This window comes from Duganella sp. Root1480D1 (assembly GCF_001427305.1).
GTDB lineage: Bacteria > Pseudomonadota > Gammaproteobacteria > Burkholderiales > Burkholderiaceae_D > Rugamonas.
In genome coordinates this window covers 36,479-51,657 of the sequence record NZ_LMFZ01000017.1, presented here as the reverse complement: position 1 = coordinate 51,657, position 15,179 = coordinate 36,479, and the positions used below count along the sequence as shown (strand labels likewise).

The following is a 15,179-nucleotide window of genomic DNA, read 5'->3' as shown; positions in this document are numbered from 1 at the left end:
TGAACCCTGAGAATGGACATTCTTTGAACAGCATGGAGGTAGACCAGCACACATTGAAAAAAGCAGCTTGAACTATCAAATTAGGCGACAACTAGCTTGAAAATTTCCGATAACTTCCGAAGTTCCGCGACCGAGATTGCTCACTCGCCGGCATTCTCAATTTCAACTAGACGAAATTCTGCAGTTGAAGAGGTCATAAATTCGATTAAGGCATCGAACTTGCCGCTGACGATAAAAGCACAAGCAGCTAGGAACTTAAAAAAGCGGTGATTTCACGACAAATACGGCAGGCTCAGGCAGTGTTAAGAATTCTGTCCAAGTTAAGTATTGCGGACATAAGCCGTGTTGAGGAATAAAATGATTTTCAATCCGCTATTGATGCGAAAAAATTTCGATGACTGGATGTTGGAGGCAACTCTTAACGCCGTCTTCGAAAATAACCGACCCATGGGCAATATTGCTGGCCATTTGGTTAGCGATGTGCTACAAGCTTGGCTTGTCGGTATTGGTGATGAATTGCATTCTGTAATTGATCGTGCCTTGATTTGGCTGCAAAAGGCGATTGTTGAGGATGAGGATTTCGGTACGAGTCGAGATTTTCATCGGCTGACTTTACATTGGTCGGCCGCGCTAGCCTTATGGATGCGAGATGGTCAGCTCGATGTAGCTTCGTGGAGCAAAGCACGTAAATTTTGTGGGCTTTCGATGACAGATTCGGACGTCTATTCGAAATCACAAATTTCCCGTGATGGTTTGGATGATTTCATGGCTCTCTGCATACTTGCTGGTGAATATGATCTTGCAAGGGCAGAATTTGAGAAATACTATGGTGCGAAGCAGATTTCATTGGAGCGGGTTTTGCGTCCACGGGAGTTTGCTTATGTTCTTTGCTTGCGTAAGACTGGTAGCAACAATGATCGCGACATGTTAATGGATGCGGGGCGAAATCTCCTGAAAGCCAATCTAGAGGAGCATTGGATTGGCGCCGGACAATATCGAAGGGCAGCTACTTGGCTTTTAATTGCACATTTGGAGGATTGTTGCAACTGTTTACCGAGAGAACTCATTTGTAAGGCGTATGACGATATGCCAAATGTAGTGCGGCCAGTGTTCGTATAAATTGAAGCTACTTCTAGAAACTCACGAGGTGATAGCATGTGTTTTACAGTCTGGTGACAATTGGAAGTCATTTACAATGAAGTACGAAGTCGGCGGCCAGAAGACGAACTTCATGTATTGAGTATGCAGGGTCGATGAGCTACGTCGAGTGAGACTAGTGGAAAGCAAAGGCTGAGACCCTGGTAGGGACTGCTCGCGGCGGTCGCTATGTCCGTTTCCGCACGGAGCGGCTTCATGCTGAGTCGTATGCTCAGGCTATGAAGATGACAGCCGATACCGCCGCCGCTCCCGAAGAATCAGCAGTGCCTGTAAAGAGGCGCCGTGCTCCTCCCTTGTCGCTGGCCGCCTGGAAACAGTTCCTCAGCGTCGCCAAACCTTATTGGCTGGGGAATGAGAAGAAGGCAGCCTGGGGCCTGCTGATGCTGTTGATCGTGCTGATGCTCGCCGAAACCCAGTTTGCCGTCATGCTGAATAACCAGTCAGGTGAAATGACATCTGCGCTGGCGGGGCGTGATGGCGACCGCTTCTGGAAGTCGGTGCGCGCCTGCCTGTTCATCCTGGCATTTGCGGTCCCAATCTATGCCTTCTACTACTACATGCGGGACATGTTCGCCAATCAATGGCGGCGGTGGCTCACAGGACGCTTCCTCGATGGCTATCTTCAAGGCCGGAAATACTATGACCTGACTTCGGAAGGCGAGATCGATAATCCAGACCAGCGTATCAGCGAAGACATCAACACCTTCACCGGGCGTTCCATCAACTTCCTGTTGATTTTCCTGGGCTCGATCATGCAGCTCGTCGCCTTTAGTGCTGTGCTGTGGTCCATTTCGCATTTGCTGGTAGGCGTGTTGGCCGTGTATGCGCTGGCAGGTACCGTTATTGCCCTCTACGTGTTCGGCAATCCACTGATCCGCCTCAACTTCTGGCAGCTGCGACGCGAGGCGGATTTTCGCTTCGGCCTGATGCGCCTGCGCGAAAACGCCGAATCGATTGCGTTTTACAGGGGGGAGGCTCAGGAGCGGGCTAACATCGACAGCAAGTTCGACAAGGTCTTCAACAACTACAGTCGGCTCATCAAGAAGCAGCGCACCCTGAATTTATTCCAGCGAACTTTCAGTCAACTTACCCTGGTGCTGCCGGGGGTGCTGCTGGCGGATGGCGTGCTGTCCGGTGAATTGGAAGTAGGGCGGGCAATACAGGCGGCGGGAGCCTTCACGGCAGTGCTTGGCGCGGTGGGCGTCATCGTCGACAACTTTGAAAGCCTGAGCCGCTTTGTGGCGGGCACCGAGCGGCTGCAGACATTGTCGCGGTTGGTCTTGCCACCGGCGGAGGGAGAGCCGGTGGCCGGCAGCCAGCGTTCGCGGATCAGGATGCGGCCGGGTAAGCAGATCGCCGTTGATTCATTGACGGTGTGCCCGCCGCAATCCGAACGGATGCTGGTAAAAGACTTGTCGTTTGTGCTGCAACCCGGCGATGCGCTGTTGATCACTGGTGACAGCGGTTGCGGCAAAAGTTCACTATTGCGCGCAATCGCAGGCCTGTGGGATACCGGCAGCGGCCTGATTCAACACCCGCCGCTGGAAGATTTCTTCTTCCTGCCACAGCAGCCATACCTCCAGCATGGCACGCTGCGCAGCCAGCTCATCTACCCAAGCGTGGAGACCAGCTTGACCGACGAGCAGTTGCTGGAAATCCTGGCGCAGGTGCACCTGCCGCAACTCGCCGAACGTGTCGGTGGCCTCGATGCGGTTCAGGATTGGGAAAAGCTGTTGTCGGTCGGTGAGCAGCAGCGCCTGGCGTTTGGCCGGGTGCTGGTGCACGAGCCCAACATCGTCATCCTGGACGAGGCGACCAGTGCGCTCGACAGCGGCAATGAAGCTTCACTCTACAAAAGCTTGCGCGAAACGGGCGCTACCTTGATTAGCATCGCCCACCGTGCTGCTGTCCGTCGCCACCACACGCATGTGCTGCGCTTGAAAGGTGATGGCGCGTGGGAGTTGCACGAGGTAGTGAAGCCTTTATCGGTCAAGCCGCAAGGCGCCACAATTACGCGTTTTCCGTACCCCCGGGAACTTGATGAATGCCGGTGATCTGAAAGTTGTACTGCTCAGTAGCCAGCGGTCCGCCGCCCTGGGCTAATTGTTGTTGTCTCAAGTATTCGCTAACGAGCATGGCAGCACCTTGCTCCGTCAGCACGTCAGCCGAAATTGCCGAGATTTGATGCTCAGACCGGTCGGCACTCCGGTAGGCAATAACCCATGTAGACACCTGCTTCACTTCCTAATGCGCTGATAAGGGAATCACGTATGTTATCAAAGTTGAGCGAGTTCTTGCGCGCATTTGACTTCCGTCGCCATGTGAAATTTCCTAATTGCAAAATTAATTGTCGCGAAATTTAACACCTTTCATGCATGAAGTTGGGGTAACTCAGCGTAATCAGGTACTTAGATAGTAGGCACGATTGATGCTTCAGCTAGCTTGTAGTTTCCACAACCTAAATATGGAGCGCGATATGAAAGCTAATACGCTGTTCAAGTCTTGCCTGCTGGCCTGCTCCGTTCTGGCGGGTGCTCAAGCGTTTGCCGGTCCCGGCACGGTAAACAGTATTCAATTCAGCTTCATGAACTACAGCAGTACCGCACCACAGTCTTTCAGCACTTTGCCGTTGACGAGTTTCGACAGCACTCCAGCGCCGTCGGTTTCGCCGATCTCCACCCCGACCCCTCAGGAAATCCAGCCAGTCGTTGAGGTCTACCTGCCTTCGACGAATGTGCAAATCGAAGCACCTCAAATCATTGCGGTGGACGACTTGCCGCAGGCAGCAGCAGCCGTCCCCGAACCAGGGACCATTGCCTTGCTTGGCTTGGGTTGTGCTTTGCTTCTCCTGCGTCGTCGGGAGGGGTTCCATGCTTAACTCGCGTAGTTTCCCAGCACTTGCGTTGACCTTGATGCTGGCGGCTTGCGGTGGTGGCGGGTCGGGGGGCTCGCCAGTCGTTGCTACAACGCCGCCGGCAATACCGCCGCCACTGGAAGGGAACATAGTCACTTCGGTTCCCACGCCGACTTATGCTGCAGGCAGCGGCAACCTGAGTATCTTCAATGCCATCAATGCCTTGCGCGGCAAGATCGGCTCTGGGCTGCTGGCCCAGAGCCTCTTGTTGGACAAGTCGGCGGGAGCGCATTGGAGTTACATCAACCAGAACGGCGTTAGCGAACTGCATGGCGAAACGGCGGGTAAGCCTGGATACACAGGTGTCCGGGCCAGCGATCGGATTGCTGCGGCGGGCTATACCGCTTCGGTTTCGGGGGAGGCGATCTACAGTACGGTCGGTACCGACAAGTACATGACCTGTGTGGCGGAGTGGGCCAATTCCGTTTATCACGCGGCTTTGCTGTTTGCCAGCACGATCGATATCGGCATAGCGGCTAACAACTTCAACCCGGCCGAGGGAGCGTCAACGCTCTGCGTGGTGGATGTTGCCACCAGCACTTCGCAAACGGCGCAGTTGCCGGGGGCGGGCAGTATCCGTGCCTATCCTTACGCAAACCAGGTGGACGTACCCTTTGTGTTCTTCAATCGCACTGAAACGCCAACGCCGGTACCGGACCTGGTCGAAGCAGGTACGCCCGTTACGGTCAGCTTCGAAACCCGGGGCATGGCGGTGACCGTGCCGATTGCGATCAGCCAGTTCAGCCTGACGCCTGCCGGAGGTACGGCAGTCGACGCGCGAATCCTGGTGAACAAGGGAGGCCAGCTTGGTCCGGTAATCAGCACTAACGGTCCTGCATTGACTGATGACGGCAATATGCAAGGATTCACCGCTACGCTGGTACCAGTGCAGCGGCTGAAGCCAAGCACCGCCTACAGCGTTGCGTTGATTGCCATGGTGGATGGAAAGGCAGTGAACAAGTCGTGGACGTTCACTACCGCAGCACAGTAAGCCGAAGTCCTCAAGGGCAGATGCTGTGGCGCTGCCCTGTATTTATCACGCTATCGCACCGTATAGTCAAACCAGGCGCGAAACTTCCCCTGATTTTCAGGTTTGAAGACTTTGGTATGAACCAGTGCACTCTCAACCGCGTCGTCGAATAGCGGGTCGCGCGACGCGTTCAACTTCCATGCCATCACGACCTTCCCTGAGGCATCGATCTGTATGTGGTATCGCGCACGCAATACACCCGGTGCAACGCCGCTCCCCGGAATGTAGTAGACCTGGCGCTGCACAGCGTCCAACTGGGCTTGTGTAGGCGGGCCGTCTTTGTCCGGTTCAAACTGGAACACTTCCTCGTCTCGAGGGGGCACAAGCGATTCGGTAACGTTACGCTCAACAGCCTCCTTATTCTTCGGCGTCCGGGCATCGATCACCATGCTGAGGAATCCAAAGAGCAGGCCGATAAACATGAAGGCAATCGGTAATGCGATGATGGGACGTCGCCAGATTGACTCGCTTGATGGGTCGATCCAGGCCTTGTCATCTGCATTTTGTTTGGCGGGGTCGCGCTGCGATTCGGCGAAGGCGGCTTCGCGCCAGTTTTCGAGGGCCTCGCGTTCGACCGTCAGGGAAAGCCAACTGTAGAAACGGCTGGCCATCTGGTGGAAGAGCAGGAAGTCGCTGCGGCCTATCATGCTTGTTGGCTCGCGTGTGATGCTGACAAGGTTGAGTAATTGCCTGAAGCTGGCAATAGCATCGGGTGTCATCGACTCGAATAGTTTCCACTCGTCGATAGCCTTGTCCAGCCTCGCTCCGGCTTCGCCGAATTGCAGAATGCGGCGACGGTCGCGCTCCCATTCGAAAACCTCGTTTGCTGCTTGAAAAAGCGATTCGTGGCCTGGCTGCCAGCCGGACGCAAGCAAACGGACAAGCTGCTCCTCAAAGAGAATGCGTGCTTGTAAATTCAAAAGGCGATCATCGTCAAGGCACTTCCGCAGGGCAATCTTCCACAAGCCGACATGGGATGACTCTGCGCGTTCCAGTATGAGGTCGGAACCCGATTGAAGCCATTGGAAACTGAGGGCTGCGAGTTCGTAAGGATCCTCTGGCTCCGGCACTGGCTCCGGTTCTTCATCGCGTGCAGGGGCCGATGCATGTTCGATCTGCGATGCCTCATGCCAGCGCAAGGCATTTTCATATGCTTCGCGTAATTGCTGGAATCCGCTTGGATCGGTTTCCTGATCGATCTTCTTCAATTCCCTCGCATAAGCGCGGCGGATTTCTTTGGCTTCCGCACCGGGTTGCAGCCCAAGTCGCGTCAGGAAGGGAAAGGTATCGCGCATATTGTCCAGCTACTACGATTCAAATGGAGAAGAGGAAGATCGTAGCACTTATTTCCACATAGGAAAAGTTGTTGCAATCTATTTAGGGCGGGGCGGATGCAAGCCTTTGTCTGGAGGGGCGAGGGCGCCCGAACGCAGCATGCGGACGGCGTGCGCAACGGCACGCGCGACGTTGCGAACTTCTTCCTGGAAGGCTTCGTCCTTGTCCATGGTGTCGTGGCTGGTCGCGTATGGCTCGTAATAGCCAAGATAGCGGTCAAGGCGAGCCTGGGTACCGGCATCGATGAGCTCCATCCAGTCAAGCCAGTCCGAGAGATTGCGTCGCAGGCTCTCGACGCCTGCGACGTCTCCGTGCACCACAAGACCATAGGCGCGGCCTGCCAGGTGTTTGGGGTAGGGCCATCCCGCCAGTTCCAGTGCTTTGGCTTCTTCGGCCTTCTTCCCATGTGTGCTGGTGGGATCCGGATTGCCGCCGTCTGCGCACACCAGCCGGTCGATCATCAGCTTCAGCACGGACGGCGCCTGATACCAATACACCGGTGTGAAAATGATGATGCCATGCGCGGATACCCACTGCTCATAGATCTCGTTCATCCAGTCATTCACCTGGCCGAGGCTGTGATTGGGGTAGCAGCTACATGGCCAATGGCAAAGCGGCATGGCGGTGGAGACGCAGCCTTTGCACGGGTGGATGCGCAGTTCGAATTCCGAGGTGAGGCGGCTCAGGTCAAGGACGTCGGTGACGATCCCCTGGCTGGCCAGGGTCGCCTCGGCCAGTTTCAGCATGCGCCAGGTTTTGGAGATTTCGCCAGGGCAGCTGCCGTCATTGCGCGCCGCGCCGCAGATCAGCAGGACGCGCGAGGGGGTAGTGGGATCCTTCTGATGTTCTTCTGCCGCCCGCAGGCGAACCGCAGCGGCTTTCCATTCCACCGACAGCTCGTATGCCGGATCGGCGTGGCCCGGTCCTGCGGGTTCGGTCAAAGGCGCCTTGCGGCTGTCGCTGAAGTTTTGCCAGGCGACTTCTTCGAGCTTTGCAACTTCGTCGCGCAGCTTGTCGAAGCGAGGATCGGAAAAATTGCGTATGAAGCGCAGGTGGAACTCGGCGCGTTCCAGCTTTTTACCGGCCTGGCCTTTGCGGACTTCCGTCATATTGAACCTCCTGTACTGGAGAAAATGTGCCATGGGTACGTTGGCGGGTCAGTACGTCAGCGAACCGACCACGCAAGCCGGCAAAACTTGATCTGGATTAAGGTTGTGCCAGTGGCGGCAGGACTACGATTGGCGCATGGCAAAGAAATTTCCGATCATTCCCTTGCATCCGGAGCGGGTCTGCTGGGGTTGCGACAAGTACTGTCCTGCGGACAGTCTCGCGTGCGGCAATGGCTCAGAGCGGACCCAGCATCCGTCGGAGCTTTTCGGTTCCGATTGGATGGAGTGGGAATCGCCGCTGCTGGAGTCCCAGTCCGAAACCAAGGTGAAGAAATCCGCCTGAACCCGGCTTGTGCAGATTTCGTCACATTTCTCGCGGGGTTGAAACAAGACGGCACGTTGCCGGCGCACGTACATTATTGGTTAACCGTTTAACCGATAAGGAAGCGCATGCGTCGACGACAGTTATTGCAAGGGGGCGCCAGCCTGGGATTGCTCCCGGCTTGGGCATTCGGTTCCGCCGCCAGTCTGCCCCCAGCTGCGGCTGTCCCGACGCAGGCCCGGGCGCTTCCGCTGTCGTCAGTCCGACTGTTGCCTTCGCCTTATGCCGACGCCATGCAAGCCAACCTGGCGTACCTGCTGCGCCTGAGTCCTGACCGCTTCCTGCACAACTATCACCGCTTTGCCGGGCTACCGACCAAAGCTGCGATTTACGGTGGATGGGAATCAGACACGATTGCCGGCGAAGGGCTGGGCCACTATCTATCGGCACTCTCGCTGATGCATGCACAAACCGGCAATCCTGCGCTTAAACCGCGCATTGACTACATCGTGGCCGAGCTGGCGCGCGTGCAACAGGCGCAAGGCGATGGCTATGTTGCCGGTTTCATGCGCAAGCGCAAAGACGGCGCGCTGGTAGACGGAAAAGAGATATTCCCAGAAATTATGCGCGGCGAAATCCGTTCGGCAGGCTTCGACCTGAATGGATGCTGGGTGCCGCTGTATAACTGGCACAAGGTCTTCGCTGGCCTGTTCGACGCTCAGGCCTGTGCCGGCAATGAGCAGGCGCTGCAAGTCGCGCTTGGCCTCGCGGGCTTTATCGACAAGGTGTTTGCAGCGCTCAGCGACGAGCAGGTGCAGCAAGTCCTGGCCTGTGAACATGGGGGAATCAATGAGAGCTTCGCGGAGCTGTATGCCCGCACCGGGGACAAGCGCTGGCTGACACTGGCGCAGCGCCTGTATCACAGCAAGGTGCTGGTTCCGCTGGCGCAAAGGCGCGACGAGTTGGTCAACCTGCATTCCAATACGCAGATTCCAAAGCTGATCGGACTCGCGCGCCTGCACGAGCTGACCGGGCGCACAAGCGATGCCGATGCGGTCAAGTTCTTCTGGAAGCGCGTCACCCAGCATCACAGCTACGTTATTGGCGGGAACGGCGACCGCGAATACTTTTCCGGTCCCGACACCATCGCCGCCCACATCACCGAGCAGACTTGCGAGGCGTGCTGCAGCTACAACATGCTGAAGATGACGCGCCACCTGTATGGCTGGGCGCCGGATGCGGCGTATTTCGATTACTACGAGCGTGCGCACCTGAACCACATCCTCGCACACCAGAATCCGCGCACCGGGATGTTCACCTATATGACGCCTCTCATGTCCGGCGCGGCACGCGAGTTCTCCAGCGAGGAAAATGACTTCTGGTGCTGTGTGTTGTCAGGCATGGAAAGCCACGCCAAGCACGGCGATTCGATTTATTGGGAGAGCGGCGACACGCTGTTGGTCAATCTTTTCATCCCATCGTTTGTAGAATGGAAAGCAGCGGACGCCAAGCTGGAATTGAACACCCGTTACCCATATGAGGGCGAAATCGAACTCAAAGTCCGACGCCTGTCGGGTCAACGGGACTTCACACTGGCGCTGCGCATTCCGGCCTGGGCGAGCCGGCATACATTGCTGGTGAACGACAAGCCGCATGCTGTTGGAGCGGAAAAGGGATATGCGCGGGTGCGCCGGCGCTGGAAAGCGGGCGACGTCGTCCGCCTTTCGCTGCCGCTGGAGTTGCGCCTGGAAGCCGTGGCAGGGAACGATCGCGTGGTGGCCTTGTTGCGCGGGCCAATGGTGCTGGCGGCCGACCTTGGGCCGTCCGACAAGCCATTCAGCGGCTTGGCACCGGCCCTGGTTGGCACGAATATTCTCGGTTCGTTTGCGGAGTCGGATAAAGCGAAAGCGGTCTATCGCAGCGCAGGCAGTGGCCGGCCGGGCGACATGAAGTTCACGCCGTTCTACGCAATGTACGAGCGGCGGGCGGCGGTATATTTCAATGCGTATACCGATGCGGAATGGGCCGCATCCGAAGTCGCATATCGCAAGGAGGAGGCGCGCCTGAAGGACCTGGCCGACCGTTCGGTGGATGTCATGCACCTGGGCGAAATGCAGCCGGAGCGCGATCATGACCTGCATTCGGACATTTCATACCCGGTGACCTACCGTGGCCGAAACGGGCGCGATGCGCGTACCGGCGGCTTCTTCAGCTTCCGCATGAAGTGCACGGACGGTCCGCTGCTACTGCAGGCCAGCTATTGGGGCGAGGAGCGCAACCGCGATTTTCACATCAGCGTGGATGGCGAGCGCATTGCGCGGGTCAAGCTGGATGGCAGCCATCCCGGTGTCTTCATCGATCGGGAGTATGCGGTGCCTGAGCGGCTGACCAGGGCCAAGGCCAGCGTAGTGGTGCGCTTCGAACCTGAAACCGGATTCACTGCGGGGCCTGTGTTTGGTGTGCGGCTATTCGCGCAGCAGGCAACTACTTCTGCCGCAATGTCTCAATTGTGAGCACGGCCTGCTCGGCATCATGCGGTGGCTTAAGGAATAAGCGCAGGCCTTCGAACACTGGCCCGATCAGGCCGGAGTCAGCCTCCCTGTCAAAGAACGACGAGAGCCCGGCCGCGCGATTCAGGACCTGGCGTGCCGGATCGCCGAGCAAGATGGGTGGGAATGTCGTATCCGCCTGGGCAGGCAGGGTCTGGTCGGCTTCCGCTATGTGCCGAATGGCGCCGCTCTCTGCCAGGAAGGCCAGAAAGCGCTTGCGAAACTGCGGGTTTGGCGACTTGGCCGGCAGGACCAGTACATCGAGCGGCGCGTCTTCATAGGCAGGCATTTCAGGACTGATCGCCGGGAAAGCGAAAAAGCCCATGTCGCCGGCGATCGCCTGGGGGAACTTGGCGGCGATAAAGCTCCCCATCAGCATCATGCCAACGTGATTACGGTACATATAAGGCAGCACACGCTCGTGTTCTTGCTCTATGGTCGCGGGCAGGAAGTAGCCCTTGCGCAGCAAGCCAGCCCACATATCGAAGATCCGGCGCACGCGGGCGTCCGTGAACGGCACGTCGCCGCGCAGCAGCTTGCGATGGAAATCAAGTCCGTTGAGCCGCAGATCGAAGTAGTCGAACCAGCCTGCGGCAGGCCAGTTTGCTGCGGCGCCGAGCCCAATCGGTGTCACGCCTGCCGCGGATAATCGCTCGCAGGCGTGGAGGAATTCGTCCCAAGTTGCAGGAGGGGCGATGCCGAGTTGCTTGAACAACGACTTACGATAGACGAAACCCCATGGATAGTAATACATGGGGAATCCATACACTTCGCCATCAATGCGGGTACCGTCGATGGTGACGGGATAGAACTTCCTTTTCTTGAGCAGTGCGACAGTATCGGGGTCGAGCGGCGCCAGGAGCTTGTTTGCGGCCGCGTCGCGCAGACGTTCTCCCGCATACCAGAACGCCACGTCAACTTTGCCGCTTTTCAGGCGCGCCGTGAAATCGCGCTTGTATTGCTCCTGGGGGAAGCCGTTATGTGTTACCTGGACATCAGGATTTGCTGCCGAGAACTCGCTGATAACGCGTATCCAGGCTGTTCGCTGTGCGCTGTGGGACACGATGTAATCGATGACGAGCTTTTCTGCCGCAGCACAAGGGATCGGCCGCCAGCACAAACAACAGACCATCCCAGCCGCCAGCATTAAATTGCGGCTCGCCCCGAACCGAAAGCCAGTCTTCGTCTGCTTTGCTTGCATCAAATAATTCTGGTCGCAAAGCCCGCTCCTGTCAAAGTTTTCCCACGTTACGCGAGTAGACCATGGAGAACTTGCGTTGGGTGCCCGCAGGGAAGGCCTTGGTTGCCCGCAGGGCGTCGGCGACGACCTCGTCGAACGCCGGATCGCGCGATGCCTGGACTTTTTTAAGCTTGATGACTTTTCCCTTGTCGTTCAATTCAACTTCGTAGCTGACTTTAAGTTCGCCGGCTTGCACCGCGGAGCCGGGGACGTAAAAGATCTCGTCTTGCAGGGCGCGGAACTGGGCCTCGGTCGGTGGCTTGCCTTTTGGTTCAGGGTCCCTCTTGATGTTCACCCAATAGCGCAGGTTAAACCGCGTTTTCGTCCCGGGAGGGAAGGGCTTCGTTTCCCGGATTGCTTTCTTTACTGCTTCGTCATAGTCCTTGTTTCCGGACGAACGAAGCAGGTTCATGCCGAGTACCGCGCCATCAGCATCGATGAAAACGTCATACGACACAAGGTACTCGCCATTGACCGTGTTGCGGGGCCATTTGTAGTCGATACGCGAAGCGATTTCGTTAATCCGCTCCTGGCTTGGCCCTTTCTCTGGCATCGCGGCTTGGGGCCTGGCAGGAGGCGGACCGGCATGAGTTGGCTCGTGCGGCGCATTCAGGAAGGCCGCAAAGCCACGGATCAACGCGAATATGACGAAAATCAGCGGCCAGTTGCGGGCCGAATTCCATTCCCACGAACTTGCGTTTTTCTTGGGCGGTGGTGCCGCCTCCATATATTCCACCGGCGTCGCGGGTTCCGGTCCGCTGCGCTCCAGCTCTGCCTGGACGGCATATCCCCACTTTTCCAGGATCTCGCGGTCGATGATCAAATCGAGCCAGTTGTTGAAGCGGCCGGCGAACTGATGGAATACCATCAAGTCTTTTCGGCCTGCCATGCGCTCCGGCTCAGGTGTCTCGCGCACGAAGCGGATCAATTGGTCAAAGGTGCTGTAAGCATTCGGATGCAGCGCTTCAAACAACTTCCATTCGTTGATGGCATCGTTGATCTTGGCGCCGGTCTCGCCGAACTGCAGGATGCGGCGGCTATCAAGCGCCCAATCAAAGACTTCGCACGCGACGACGAACAAGGCTTCGTGACCTGGCTTCCAGCCGGAAGCCAGCAAGTGCGCAATACGGTCTTCGAACAGGGTGCGCGCTGTGAGGTTGAGAAGCGTGTCGTCGTTCAGGCCGCCCTGCAGGAGCCGTTTCCAGGAGGCCGGCAGGTGTGCGGGGCCGCGCTCGACCAGGTCGGCCGCTTGGGACGAGAATTTTTCAAAGGCCTGATTGGCCAGTTGATATGGATCGTCGAGAACTTGCTCCTGCTTGTTTTGCACCGCAGGCTCGGGAACTGGCTCGGGGGCAGGCTCAGCGTGGGCGTCAATTTCTTGCTCGGGACGATGGTGCTCATGCCATTGCAGCGCGATCTCATACGACTCCCGCAGCTCCTGGAAAGCGCTGGGGGTTGCCTCCTGGTCGATCTTCTTCAATTCGCGCGCATAGGCGCGGCGAATATCCTTGGCATCGGCGCTGGCGTCGAGACCAAGGCGAACCAGGAAGGGAAAGGTATCACGCATTGTTAAAAATTCTCATTACGTTTAACGAGATCCACAGCAGGACGGTGATCAGCGGCAGCAAGGTTCCGGTTATCTCTATCCCGCGCGGCAGTTCCAGGCGTGTGCCCGCCGCAGTCCATGAGACTTCCGGTGCGGCCCCGAGCGGCTTGGAGAGTTCGCGCCAGCGTTCCACCATCGCCATGTCGACGATGACAGGCGCGAGATTGAAGTATCCTGCATCGACCGCTTACGAATCGAGGTTCAGGAAACTCTGGTGCTCAAAGTATTCAAGCGCTTCGGTGAAAGTACGGGCGGCCTGGCGCGTCACGCGCGAGTCTTGCGACTCCAGCGCTCGCTCGAACTGCATGATCTGGCGCCCCAGATGCTCGCGGGCTTCTCCGCGCAGCTGCTGGTACAGGCGTTCGCCGCGGGCAAGCATGGTGCGGAACTCGATGCGGTCGCGCGGGTGGATCTTCAGTTCGGACAGTGCTGCGAAGCGTTCCTTGATTTCCTCCTGGCTCAGCAGGCCTGGGTTGCCCTCGATAACCAGGATGTGCGTCTGCTTCGTGAGGAGCACCGTCGCCTCGACTTGCAGCAAGCCGTTGGCGTCGTAGGTGAAGCGCACATCCACGCCATTGTTCTGGCCAGGCACCTGGGAAATCGGCACTTCGATGGTTCCCAGCTCGATATTGTCGCGCGCCATGCGCGCTTCGCCCTGGAAGACATTGATGCGCAGTGCCGACTGCCGCTCGCTGTTCGGGTAGTAGCTCTTTACCTTGCTGACCGGGACCACGGTGTTGCGTTCGATGACCGGGTCGAAATGACCGTGTGAAAACTGGTCGCCGCCCAGGTGCATCGATACTTCGATACCCAGCGAATAAGGCGCCACGTCGGTCATCACCACTTCATCCAGGGCCGCGTCGTTCATTTTCAGGCCCGCTTGCACCGCGGCGCCCAACGCCACCACTTCGTCCGGATTGATGTCGCAGGAAGGGAAGCGGCCAAACATGCGCGCCACCATGCGGCGCACGATCGGCATGCGGGTGGCGCCGCCGGCCAGGACGATGTTGTCCAGGTTGGCGGTTTGCAGGTTGGCGTCGCGCAGTGCACGCTCAACCGGCGAACGGAGCCGGGCCAGCAATGGCGCGGTAATGCGCTCCAGGCCTGCTTCGTCCAGTGGCATGGAGTAGGTGGTGCCGCCGTGATTAATTTGCAGCAGCGCTTCCGGCGCTTCCGTAAGCTTGCGCTTGGCCTGCTCCGCTTGCGCCACCAGGCTTTGCATGAAGCGTCCGTCCTGCTTCAATTCGGCGGGAATGGAAGCCTGCTTGAAGAATTCTTCGATCACCAGGTTGACGAAGTCTTCGCCTCCAAGGAAGTTGTCACCGGCCGAGGCCCGCACTTCCATCACGCCTTCAAACAGGTCCAGCACCGAAACGTCAAAAGTGCCGCCGCCAAGGTCGAACACCAGGAACTGCGTTTCCTTGCCGCGCTGGTGGATGCCGTAGGCAAGGGCGGCGGCAGTCGGTTCGTTCAACAGGCGCTCGACCTTCAGCCCGGCCAGTTGGCCGGCGGCGCGCGTCGCCTTGCGCTGGGCATCGGAGAAGTAGGCGGGCACGGTGATGATCGCTTCCGTGATCGGCTGGCCCAAGGCGGCTTCCGCGTCTTCTTTCAGCGCGCGCAGGATCAGGGCCGACAGCTCCTCGGCGCGGAAGTTGCGGCCGCCAAGCGTGAACTGCTTGTTGCTGCCCATGTGGCGCTTGAAAACCGCCGCACTGTGGGTTGGATGGGTTTGCAGGCGCTCGCGCGCCGCCTTGCCGATCAGGATTGTGCCGTCTTCGTCAACGCTGACGCAGGATGGGGTGAGGAATTCACCAAGGCTGTTGGGGATCAACCGTGGCTCTCCATTGTGCCATACGGCGATGAGGCTATTGGTTGTGCCGAGGTCGATGCCGACGATCATGCGCTACTCCGATGTA

The 15,179-nt window shown here is 57.9% G+C and carries 12 protein-coding genes; 6 read left to right on the top strand and 6 right to left on the bottom strand.

Annotation, left to right across the window (positions count from 1 at the left end):
- The first annotated feature begins 357 nt into the window (after positions 1-357).
- From ASD58_RS17255 to ASD58_RS17240, 4 genes are all read left to right on the top strand, one after another.
- Positions 358-1,119: a hypothetical protein gene (locus tag ASD58_RS17255; protein WP_057262421.1), complete on the top strand. Its 762-nt coding sequence runs from the start codon at positions 358-360 to the stop codon at positions 1,117-1,119.
- A 263-nt stretch (positions 1,120-1,382) separates the two neighbouring features.
- Entirely contained in the window at positions 1,383-3,212 is a 1,830-nt protein-coding gene (locus tag ASD58_RS17250; protein WP_082565487.1) for an ABC transporter ATP-binding protein/permease, read from the top strand.
- 422 nt (positions 3,213-3,634) lie between these two features.
- Entirely contained in the window at positions 3,635-4,036 is a 402-nt protein-coding gene (locus ASD58_RS17245; RefSeq protein WP_162253031.1) for a PEP-CTERM sorting domain-containing protein, read from the top strand.
- Positions 4,029-5,063, top strand: coding sequence for a hypothetical protein (locus ASD58_RS17240; RefSeq protein ID WP_156401333.1), 1,035 nt, complete (start codon positions 4,029-4,031; stop codon positions 5,061-5,063). Before ASD58_RS17245 ends, ASD58_RS17240 begins: the two co-directional genes overlap by 8 nt.
- Positions 5,064-5,113: 50 nt before the next feature.
- On the opposite strand, the gene ASD58_RS17235 is transcribed toward ASD58_RS17240, so the two are convergent.
- Positions 5,114-6,397 (bottom strand): hypothetical protein, encoded by a 1,284-nt coding sequence (locus ASD58_RS17235; RefSeq protein ID WP_057262417.1) that lies wholly within the window; start codon positions 6,395-6,397, stop codon positions 5,114-5,116.
- Positions 6,398-6,475: 78 nt separating this feature from the next.
- Positions 6,476-7,546, bottom strand: coding sequence for a flavodoxin family protein (locus tag ASD58_RS17230; protein WP_057262415.1), 1,071 nt, complete (start codon positions 7,544-7,546; stop codon positions 6,476-6,478).
- 136 nt (positions 7,547-7,682) lie between these two features.
- On the opposite strand from ASD58_RS17230, the gene ASD58_RS17225 reads away from it, so the two are divergent.
- Complete coding sequence (locus tag ASD58_RS17225) at positions 7,683-7,889, top strand: DUF3079 domain-containing protein (RefSeq protein WP_057262429.1); 207 nt, start codon at positions 7,683-7,685, stop codon at positions 7,887-7,889.
- A 107-nt stretch (positions 7,890-7,996) separates the two neighbouring features.
- The gene (locus tag ASD58_RS17220) at positions 7,997-10,381 is read left to right on the top strand and encodes a glycoside hydrolase family 127 protein (protein ID WP_057262413.1); all 2,385 of its coding nucleotides are present in this window, start codon (positions 7,997-7,999) and stop codon (positions 10,379-10,381) included.
- On the opposite strand, the gene ASD58_RS17215 is transcribed toward ASD58_RS17220, so the two are convergent.
- From ASD58_RS17215 to ASD58_RS17200, 4 genes are read right to left on the bottom strand one after another with little or no spacing between them, the layout of a single operon-like run.
- Positions 10,353-11,618, bottom strand: a complete 1,266-nt coding sequence (locus ASD58_RS17215) for an ABC transporter substrate-binding protein (RefSeq protein WP_057262411.1) — start codon at positions 11,616-11,618, stop codon at positions 10,353-10,355. The two genes, ASD58_RS17220 and ASD58_RS17215, sit on opposite strands and share 29 nt — an antisense overlap.
- A gap of 31 nt (positions 11,619-11,649) precedes the next feature.
- Positions 11,650-13,224: a TonB family protein gene (locus ASD58_RS17210; RefSeq protein ID WP_057262409.1), complete on the bottom strand. Its 1,575-nt coding sequence runs from the start codon at positions 13,222-13,224 to the stop codon at positions 11,650-11,652.
- Positions 13,217-13,405, bottom strand: a complete 189-nt coding sequence (locus ASD58_RS17205; protein WP_057262407.1) for a hypothetical protein — start codon at positions 13,403-13,405, stop codon at positions 13,217-13,219. The genes ASD58_RS17210 and ASD58_RS17205 overlap by 8 nt, the downstream gene beginning before the upstream one ends.
- Before the next feature lie 45 nt (positions 13,406-13,450).
- Entirely contained in the window at positions 13,451-15,163 is a 1,713-nt protein-coding gene (locus ASD58_RS17200; protein WP_057262405.1) for a molecular chaperone HscC, read from the bottom strand.
- Positions 15,164-15,179: the final 16 nt, after the last annotated feature.

Coding starts and splice junctions, on each gene's coding strand:
- ASD58_RS17210 (WP_057262409.1), bottom strand. CDS start 13,224: ATGCGTGATACCTTTCCCTTCCTGGTTCGCCTTGGTCTCGACGCCAGC.
- ASD58_RS17250 (WP_082565487.1), top strand. CDS start 1,383: ATGACAGCCGATACCGCCGCCGCTCCCGAAGAATCAGCAGTGCCTGTA.
- ASD58_RS17245 (WP_162253031.1), top strand. CDS start 3,635: ATGAAAGCTAATACGCTGTTCAAGTCTTGCCTGCTGGCCTGCTCCGTT.
- ASD58_RS17230 (WP_057262415.1), bottom strand. CDS start 7,546: ATGACGGAAGTCCGCAAAGGCCAGGCCGGTAAAAAGCTGGAACGCGCC.
- ASD58_RS17240 (WP_156401333.1), top strand. CDS start 4,029: ATGCTTAACTCGCGTAGTTTCCCAGCACTTGCGTTGACCTTGATGCTG.
- ASD58_RS17220 (WP_057262413.1), top strand. CDS start 7,997: ATGCGTCGACGACAGTTATTGCAAGGGGGCGCCAGCCTGGGATTGCTC.
- ASD58_RS17255 (WP_057262421.1), top strand. CDS start 358: ATGATTTTCAATCCGCTATTGATGCGAAAAAATTTCGATGACTGGATG.
- ASD58_RS17215 (WP_057262411.1), bottom strand. CDS start 11,618: ATGCAAGCAAAGCAGACGAAGACTGGCTTTCGGTTCGGGGCGAGCCGC.
- ASD58_RS17225 (WP_057262429.1), top strand. CDS start 7,683: ATGGCAAAGAAATTTCCGATCATTCCCTTGCATCCGGAGCGGGTCTGC.
- ASD58_RS17200 (WP_057262405.1), bottom strand. CDS start 15,163: ATGATCGTCGGCATCGACCTCGGCACAACCAATAGCCTCATCGCCGTA.
- ASD58_RS17235 (WP_057262417.1), bottom strand. CDS start 6,397: ATGCGCGATACCTTTCCCTTCCTGACGCGACTTGGGCTGCAACCCGGT.
- ASD58_RS17205 (WP_057262407.1), bottom strand. CDS start 13,405: ATGGCGATGGTGGAACGCTGGCGCGAACTCTCCAAGCCGCTCGGGGCC.